7 protein-coding genes and 1 pseudogene are annotated in these 9,082 nt (G+C 60.3%); 6 read left to right on the top strand and 2 right to left on the bottom strand.

Translation table 11 applies throughout. The features are described from left to right. Positions 1-708: pseudogene (locus tag M3N55_RS07405) on the bottom strand (transposase); the annotation flags it as partial. A gap of 200 nt (positions 709-908) precedes the next feature. Continuing rightward, complete coding sequence (locus M3N55_RS07400; RefSeq protein WP_249057879.1) at positions 909-1,889, bottom strand: LacI family DNA-binding transcriptional regulator; 981 nt, start codon at positions 1,887-1,889, stop codon at positions 909-911. A 141-nt stretch (positions 1,890-2,030) separates the two neighbouring features. Here M3N55_RS07400 and M3N55_RS07395 point away from each other — a divergent pair, with 141 nt between their 5' ends. From M3N55_RS07395 to M3N55_RS07370, 6 genes are all read left to right on the top strand, one after another. Beyond that, positions 2,031-3,128, top strand: a complete 1,098-nt coding sequence (locus M3N55_RS07395) for a carbohydrate ABC transporter permease (RefSeq protein WP_249057878.1) — start codon at positions 2,031-2,033, stop codon at positions 3,126-3,128. Next, positions 3,125-3,958 carry a carbohydrate ABC transporter permease gene (locus tag M3N55_RS07390; RefSeq protein ID WP_249057877.1) on the top strand — a complete coding sequence of 278 codons (834 nt, stop codon included), beginning with the start codon at positions 3,125-3,127 and terminating at the stop codon, positions 3,956-3,958. Before M3N55_RS07395 ends, M3N55_RS07390 begins: the two co-directional genes overlap by 4 nt. 34 nt (positions 3,959-3,992) lie before the next feature. Then, positions 3,993-5,276 carry an extracellular solute-binding protein gene (locus M3N55_RS07385; RefSeq protein WP_249057876.1) on the top strand — a complete coding sequence of 428 codons (1,284 nt, stop codon included), beginning with the start codon at positions 3,993-3,995 and terminating at the stop codon, positions 5,274-5,276. A 72-nt stretch (positions 5,277-5,348) separates the two neighbouring features. Further along, complete coding sequence (locus M3N55_RS07380; protein WP_249057875.1) at positions 5,349-6,467, top strand: cellulase family glycosylhydrolase; 1,119 nt, start codon at positions 5,349-5,351, stop codon at positions 6,465-6,467. 2 nt (positions 6,468-6,469) lie between these two features. Further along, positions 6,470-7,528: an ABC transporter ATP-binding protein gene (locus M3N55_RS07375; RefSeq protein ID WP_249057874.1), complete on the top strand. Its 1,059-nt coding sequence runs from the start codon at positions 6,470-6,472 to the stop codon at positions 7,526-7,528. Between the two features lie 69 nt (positions 7,529-7,597). Then, positions 7,598-9,082, top strand: a 1,485-nt coding sequence (locus M3N55_RS07370; protein ID WP_249057873.1) for an IlvD/Edd family dehydratase, incomplete at its 3' end; no start/stop codon positions are given.

Below are 9,082 nucleotides of genomic sequence, written 5' to 3'. Positions count from 1 at the left end.
CGCCCTTGAAGTCGACCTCGGCATTACGGTGGGGTTTGGTGTTGCGGGGCATCGGGTCGGGCTCGGCTGTGGTCTCGGAAGGCGCAGGCTCAAGCGTGGCATTTGGGGCGGGTGGATCGCCCGGCCCCTTGTCGTCAGGCGGGGCCGCATCGGCCTTGGGCTGGAAACTCTTCATCGAGGCCCAGGCTTTTACCAACGTGCCGTCGACCGAGAAGTGTTCGTCCGACAGAAGTGGCGCGACCTCGCGATGGGCGAGGATCGCCGCCATCACCTTGCGCGACATCTCTGTCGTCAGCAGCCGGTCGCGGTTCTTGGTAAACACGGTCGGCCTTCGGCCCAGGGCTTCGCCCGTTCAGGGCTGAATTGATCCACTGGATCAATTCCAGGACGCCCTTCACCCCAGACCGGGTCGTCGATGCCAAGGCCTACAAACCAGCGGAACATCAGGTTGTAATCCATCTGCTCCATCAACTGCCGCTCGGAGCGAACCGAGAACAGGATTTGCAGCAGGCTTGCCCGGATCAGCCGCTCCGGCGGGATCGAGGGGCGGCCGAAATCCGTGTAAAGCGCCTCGAACTCTGCATCGAGGCTGGCAAGCGCGTCATTCACCACCTGCCGGATCTTGCGCAACGGGTGGCGCGCGGGGATGCGCTCCTCCAGATCGACATAGCTGCACAGCGACCCGCTCGTCTCGTCCGCCCCGCGCATCTTCACCCCCGCCGTTATCGTGCCAAGGGTGAATCATGTTCGCAAACCGCTGTCGAGGCAGGACTATTTCAGCAACCTGTTAGGGGAATCGGTAATGTTCGCAGACGCCGCTCGCTGAGCGACGGAAACGATCTACCGTTGCTTCCTGCCAGCGTATCGCTCTGTCTCAATTTGCACCAACCCGCAAGGCAGCCAGCGACTTAACCGTGTGACGCGCGCAACACCACCGGGCATTCCATGCGCGCCTGAACGGGAGGGCGCGATGTTTCGTCCAGCAAGACCAAGCTGGCCCATTGCCCCATTTCACGATGCGGCAACAACACCGTAGACAAAGCCGGGGACAGGTGTTGCGCGATTTCCTGATCGTCATAGCCCATCACGGCTATTGTCTCGCCCGGACGTTCGCCCAGTTCTTTCAGCGCCTCGTAGCAGCCCACCGCCATAAGGTCGTTGGCACAAAATATCGCATCGGGACGGGTTCCCGATTTCATCAGGTCCAATGTCGCGCTTCGGCCACCGCTGGGAAGGAAGTTGCCTTCGCGCACCAAGGCAAGGTCTATCTCTAAACCGGCTTTTTGCATTGCGCGCTTGAAACCCTCTTTACGCTGGCGCGACGCGTCCATCCAAGGTTCGCCAGAGATGAACGCAATCTTGCGATGCCCTTGGGCGAGCAGCGCTTTGGTGGCCGCCTCCCCCCCGCGACGCTCTGCCGGAACGACAGAAGCGTAGCGGTCCGTTCCGTCATAGCAGTTCAGCAGGACTGCGCGGTGCCGGGTAAGCATGTCGGGCGGCGCAACCTTGCGTGTCAGGATTGATCCATAGATGACACCATTAACGCCGTCGGCGGCCCATTTGCGCAAGGCAGCCGCCTCATAGTCCGGGTCCCCCCCGGTCATGACAATTTCAAGCAGCGCATCATGTTTGCGCGCTTCCTCTTGTGCGCCGTCGATGGATATGGCGGCGAACGGGCTTGTCGAGATTTCGTCAAGCATGAAGCCGATGACGCGCTTGCTAAGCGCATTTGGCGGGCGGCCTGCACCGCGTGATCTATACCCCAGCTCGGCCACCGCATTCAGCACCTTTTGGCGCGTTTCGGCCGCGATGCGCATACCGACCATCCCGTTAAGCACAAAGGACACGGTCGATTGCGATACCCCGGCATGGGCAGCAACATCTTTCATAGTGACGCGCGACGGCGATGGAGGATCGTATGACATCCCCCGATATTACAGCTTGACGCGCGCTAATAAAGTTTGCTAATTATTATTAGCAATAAAATTGGCGGTGTGGCCGACAAGGCCCACTTTGGGAGAAGACGCCAAATGCCCCAGCACCAAGCTAAGCGCCTTGCCCTCTCGCAGCGGCAAGCCGCGCTCATACTTCTTTTGCCGTTCATGGTCGTTTACGGCCTGTTTCTGGTTTACCCCTTCTTCAACGGCGTGTGGATCAGCCTGCACGACTGGAACCTGATGGCCGTGGCCTTCAATCCAGATGCAAAGGCCTTTGTCGGGTTGCAGAATTACGAGCGCGTCATGTGGGGGCGCAATATTACATGGGGTGCATTCGCCAGCCCTGCGCTTCAGGTCATCGGGCTGCTTGGGATGCTGGCCAGCTTTCTGTTGTATCGCAGCGGGCGGGCCGGACGTGTGACGGCGATCGCGATGGGGCTCGCGGCCCTGCTGCTGTTCGTGCTGCCCGGCTTTCATCCGGGCGAAGGTGGGCGCTGGTATGACCGCCGGTTCTGGCCAACCGTTGGCAATACCATTCTGTTTGTTGGGCTGGCCGTGCCGGGCGTGACGATTACCGCCATGCTGCTGGCAGCGGCGCTGAATGGCGAAACCCGTGCGAAAGCTGTGCTGCGCACGCTGTTTTTCCTAAGCCAAGTGCTGTCGGTTACGGTTGTCACGCTGATCTGGCAGATCATGTTCTCGCCCCGGCAAGGGTTGCTGGCAAATGTCACCGAACTTCTGGGCGGATCGCCGATTGTCTGGTTAACGGCGGAAGGCTTTGCCATGGCGGCCATCGTGATTGCGACCATCTGGTGGTCGCTTGGGATTGCGATGATCCTGTTTTTGGCCGGGCTTCAGGACATCTCGCAAGACCTGTATGAAGCTGGCGCGCTGGACAATGCAACGGGTGCCAAAGCGTTCTGGTATATCACGCTGCCCAATCTGAAGCGGACCATAACGGTGGTCGTCGTGTTGCAGATCATCCTGCATTTTCAGGTCTTTGGGCAGTCGCATCTGATGACGAATGGTGGACCCAACGACACTACGCAAGTTTTGGTGCGCTACATCTACCAGACCGCGTTCCGCGATAGTGAGCTTGGGCGCGCTTCGGCCATGGCGGTGTTCCTGTTTGTCATCATGGGCGCATTTTCCATTCTGCAATTCGTGCTTGGGCGGGAGAAAGACGAATGAATCGCTCCTATTACTGGCTTGTCTTCGCGATCTCTATCCCGGCCTTTCTGTGGCTTGTGCCGACAATCTGGATGGTGTCGCTGTCGTTTCAGCCGAATGACGTGCTGGCGCGCACCACCTCGACCACCGGGCTGGGGCTGATCCCCATTCCCTTCACACCGGACAACTACATCGCGCTGTTTCAGTTCGGGCAAGTGCCGATGTGGTTTTTCAACTCATTGATCGTGTCCGCCGGCATGACGCTTGCGGTGCTCGCCGTGTCCACCACGGCAGGCTATGCGCTGGCACGGCTGGATTTCCCGATGAAAGGCCCGATTGTCGTGCTGTGCCTGATCGGGCTGATGGTTCCGGAACAGGCGGTCTTCATTCCGCTATACACGATGTTCGCCGATTGGGGCTGGCACAACAGCTATCACGCCCTGATTATGCCGCGCGTGGCGGTGCCGATTGGCGTCTTTCTGATGATGCAGTTTTTCAAGGCCGTCCCCAGAGATATCGAGGAAGCCGCGCGCATTGACGGTGTCGGCTGGTTGCAGATTTTCTGGTATGTGATGCTGCCGCTTGCACGCCCGGCGATGATGACACTCGCCATCCTGACATTCCTCTATGCGTGGAATGACTATCTGTGGCCCTTGGTCTCGGCGCAACAGCGCGAGTTTTTCACCATCACGCTTGGCCTGGCGTCGATCCAATCCAACTTCGCACAGGCCGAAGGGCTGGGACGGGTCATGGCATCCGGGGTGATCGCGTCTTTGCCCGTGGTCGTCCTGTTCCTGATCTTTCAGCGCTATGTGGTGCGCGCCATGACGGCGGGCGGCACGAAGGGCTGACACAATTCGCAAACCATGAAAGGGAGGATACTTCATGAAACACGCGATACTTGGCGCAACCGCGCTGGCGCTCTTGGCGACAGGAGCCACCGCACAAGAGGTCACGCTTGGCCGTTTTTTCGGTGATTGCGAAAATGCAGGCACCGACACCAAGGCGTCCGTGGGTGAGGCCTGCATCATCCAGTCGATCATCAACGCAGCCGATGCACAGCTTGATGGCGTCTCGGTCAACACGCTGCCGACCGACTGGGGCAATTACTATGACCAGATCAAGGCGGCCTATGCAGGCGGCACCCCACCGGATGTTCATGTCATGCACCGCCACCGCGTGCCCGAATTCGCCGGCATTGGCGCATTGGCAGACCTGACCGATGACCTGGCCGCGGCGGGAATAGACCCGTCGGACTGGGAAGCAGCGGCGCTGGAAGCCGTCACCTATAACGACCGCATCATCGGCGTTCCGATGGATTTCCACGCCAACCTGTGGCACATCAACATGGACCTGATGGATGCCGCCGGGCTGGTGGACGAGTCTGGCGCACCGATTTTGCCCTCTTCCCCCGAAGAGCTTCTGGAACATGCCGCAGCCGTCAAAGCTGCGACCGGGCAGAACTACCTTGCCGCCGATTTCGCGCAATTCCCGCTTGGCGTTCGCCTTGTGCTGGCGCTTGTCTGGCAGCAAGGCGCGAACGTGTTTGACGGCGATACGGCAACGCTTGATACCGCCGAGGCGCGTAATGCAATTTCGGCGGTGACACAGCTTTTCGACGCCGAATTGGCGAACCCGCAGCTAAACTACGCCGACAGCCAGCAAGCCTTCCTGAATGGCGAGGCTGCGATCCTCGTAAACGGCACCTGGGTGGTGGATTTCTATGCCTCAGAGGCCGCAAACACGGAAACCGCGCTTAGCAATTACTACGCCGCCGATTTCCCGACCTTGTTTGGCGATGGCGCGACATGGGCCGACAGCCACATGTGGGCGATCCCCGCACCTCTGAAGGCCAACGATCCCGAAACCTATAACGCGGCGCTTCAGGTGCTGGCCTTCATCAACGATCACAACATCGACTGGGCGCGCACGGGTCATATGGCCGTGCGGTCCTCGGTGCTGGAAAGCGCAGAATATGCAGCCCTGCCGCATCGGAATGAGTATACCGGCACGGCCGATATTGCGCGCGACACCCCGCCATCGGCGCGCTACGGTGCCATTCAGGATGTGCTGAACCGCGAGTTCCAGGCAATCTGGCTCACCGGAAAGTCGCCGGATGACGCCTTGGCCGATGCACAACTGGATGTGCAGGATCTGCTTGATCGCTGACAACTCTCGACGGCCCGCCGCATGCGCGGGCCGTTCCTCCCCAATTTCTCCTTTTCTGCCGGACACCAGAACATGACCACCGCCCCCCTTCCGCGATGGAGCAAGGACCGCGCCAATGCCTGGTGGCACGCGCAGCCCTGCCCCGTTGGCTGCAACTTCCTGCCCTCCTCGGCGGTAAATTTCCTTGAGATGTGGATGCCCGACAGCTTTGACCGCGACACGATCGCGCGCGAACTGCGCTGGGCGGCAGAAATGGGGCTGAATTCCATCCGCACCAACCTGCATTATCTGGTCTGGAAACATGATCGTGACGGGTTGATGGCACGGTTTGACTGGCTGTTGCAGACAGCCTCTGACATGGGCCTGAGCGTTATGCCGGTCCTGTTCGATGATTGCGGATTTGGCGGCGCCGAACCTGTCTACGGCCCGCAGCCAGACCCGGTGCCGGGGCTGCATAACAGCCGCGCTGTCGCCTCTCCCGGTCGTGCGGCGGTAACGAACCGCGCGCTTTGGCCGGAGTTTCACGCCTATCTGGCCGATATCATCCAGACGCACAGCACCGACCCCCGCATCCTTGCTTGGGATCTGTATAATGAGCCGGGCAACCGCATGATCTTTTTGCCGGGCGGAGAATATGCCGAACATGACCCTGCCTTGTCCCAGCATAGCAAAGACCTGATGGAAAGCGCCTTCGCTTGGGCGCGCGCGATCAATCCGCACCAGCCGCTGACCGTGGCCGCGTGGCGCACGCCCATTCCGGGAGATGATGGGGCTGCCTTTGATGACCCGATCGACCGGCAAGCGCTGGCGCTGTCGGATGTTATTACCTTCCATGCCTATTGCGACATTAAGAATGCGCGCCAATATGTGGCGCAACTCCAGGAACATGATCGTCCGATCATGATTACCGAATGGATGGCACGCACCATCGGCAGCCGCATTCAGGACCAACTGCCACTGTACCACGACATGAATGTCGGAGCCTATAATTGGGGTCTGGTCAAGGGACGCACCCAGACGGACCAGCCGTGGCCACGCGAGCTGGAAGTCCTGCACGGCAAGGTCCGCGCGCCAGAGTTGTGGTTTCACGATTTGCTCTGGCCAGATGGTCGGGCTTTTGACCCGCAGGAAGTCTCGATTATCCGTGACCTGACGCAAAAACCGTCGCGGGCCGAAAGCATAAGGGAATAACCATGTCCGGTGTCACACTCTCGAATGTAACCAAGAAATATGGCCAGGTTCAGGTCATCCACGGGCTTGACCTTCAGATCGAGGATGGCGAATTCTGCGTCTTTGTCGGCCCTTCTGGCTGCGGCAAATCCACGCTGATGCGCATGGTGGCAGGGCTGGAGGAAACAACCGCAGGCCAGATTACCATTGGCGCACGCGATGTCACCAGGCTGGACCCGTCTCAGCGTGGTGTGGCCATGGTGTTCCAGACATACGCGCTTTATCCGCATATGAACGTGGCCGAGAATATGGGCTTTGGCCTAAGAATGAACGGCGTTCCAAAGGATGAAATTACCGCAAAAGTGGCTGAAGCCGCGCGCATCCTCAAGCTGGAGCCGCTGCTTGACCGTAAGCCCAAGGCGCTTTCCGGCGGGCAACGCCAGCGTGTCGCCATCGGGCGCACCATCGTACGCGGGCCAGAGGTGTTCTTGTTCGACGAACCGCTGTCGAACCTGGATGCCGAACTGCGGGTCGACATGCGCGTGGAAATCGCAACGCTGCACAAGCAGCTTGGCGCGACCATGATCTATGTGACGCATGATCAGGTCGAAGCCATGACATTGGCGGATAAGATCGTCGTGCTGCGCGATGGTCGGATCGAACAGGTTGGTGCTCCGCTCGACCTCTATCGTGATCCCGACAATCGTTTTGTGGCCGGCTTTATCGGATCGCCGGCCATGAATTTTCTGGCTGGGCACATCACTGATGGTCAGCTTTCCATCCCGGCCCTGCCAGACGCACCGACCTTGCCGCTGCGCCTGCCGACCGATCGCACCAAGATCGACTTTGGCATCCGCCCCGAACATTTGCGCATCGACCCTGCGGGCGCGGGATTCCGGCTGCACCTGGTCGAAAAGCTGGGCGGCACGTCCTATGCCCATCTGCATGCACCAACGGGCGAGCGGTTGATCGTGGCGGAAGACGGAGAGTCCGATCTCTCCGATGACATGGATGTCGGGATTACGTTCGATCCCAAACGCGCATTTCTGTTCGACACCAAAAGTGGCATGAGGTTGCGCTAATCCCGCCTGACCTTCATCTTGCCTGAAATACTCAAATTCAACATCGGCCCTGAAGGACCACTGCCTGACATGAAGACACCGCGCCGCTCTGCCGCTTGGTATGGCAAATTGGACAAGGACGGCTTCATCCACCGTTCATGGATGAAGAACCAGGGCTTTCCCGACCACGCGTTCGATGGCCGCCCGATTATTGGCATCTGCAACACATGGTCGGAACTGACGCCGTGTAATAGCGGGTTGCGGGTGCTGGCCGAAGCGGTCAAGCGCGGGGTTTGGGAAGCCGGTGGTTTTCCGGTGGAATTTCCCGTCACATCCTTGGGCGAAACCCAGATGAAGCCCACCGCGATGCTGTTTCGCAACCTGTTGGCGATGGACGTGGAAGAATGCATCCGCGCATACGGCATTGATGGGGTTGTGCTGCTGGGCGGCTGCGACAAGACCACGCCGGGGCAGATAATGGGCGCGGCGTCGGTCGATATTCCATCCATCGTGGTCAGCTCTGGCCCGATGCTGAACGGCAAATGGCGCGGCAAGGATATTGGCTCTGGCACCGATGTGTGGAAATTCTCGGAAGCCGTGCGCGCGGGCGACATGACCTTGCAAGATTTCATGGCGGCGGAATCGGGCATGTCCCGCTCTGCGGGCGTGTGCATGACCATGGGCACGGCCAGCACCATGGCGTCACTGGTCGAGGCGATGGGGCTTGCGCTGCCCACCAATGCGGCCTTGCCTGCGGTCGATGCGCGGCGCACGGCGCTGGCGCATCACACGGGGCGGCGCATTGTCGAGATGGTCGACGAGGACCTGAAGCCATCAGACATCCTGACCCGCGCGGCTTTCGAGAATGCGATCCTGACCAATGCCGCCGTGGGCGGGTCCACCAATGCGGTGGTGCACCTGCTGGCGATTGCGGGGCGTGTGGGCGTGGAGCTGTCGCTGGCCGATATAGAGTTGGGTCGCGACATTCCGCTGCTCGTCAACTGCATGCCATCGGGCACATATCTGATGGAAGATTTCGCCTATGCGGGCGGCGTGCCTGCCGTGCTGGCGCAGTTGCGCGACCATCTGCGGCCTGCAAAAACCGTGCTGGGTGGCGATATTTCCGCCTATTCGGACGGGGCAGAGATCTTCAACGAGGATGTCATCCGCCCGCTGTCGAACCCCGTGAAAGCGGCGGCGGGCTTGCGCGTGTTGCGCGGCAATCTTGCGCCTGATGGGGCGATTGTGAAGCCATCCGCTGCGACCGATGCGCTGCTGGAACACGAAGGCCCGGCCTATGTGTTCGAGAGCATCGAGCAGTTGAAGGCAGAGATCGACCGCGACGACCTGCCCGTGACGCCTGACACCGTTCTGGTGCTGAAAGGCTGCGGCCCGAAGGGCTATCCGGGCATGCCAGAGGTCGGCAACATGCCGATCCCCGCCAAGCTGGTCAAACAGGGGGTGCGCGACATGGTGCGCGTGTCGGATGCGCGCATGTCGGGCACGGCCTTTGGCACGGTGGTGCTGCATGTCGCGCCAGAGGCGCAGGCAGGCGGCCCCTTGGCCTTGGTCAAG

The organism is Roseinatronobacter domitianus, assembly GCF_023336755.1.
In the GTDB taxonomy this organism is placed as follows: Bacteria; Pseudomonadota; Alphaproteobacteria; order Rhodobacterales; family Rhodobacteraceae; genus Roseinatronobacter; species Roseinatronobacter domitianus.
This window is presented reverse-complemented; position numbering and strand designations above follow the sequence as displayed.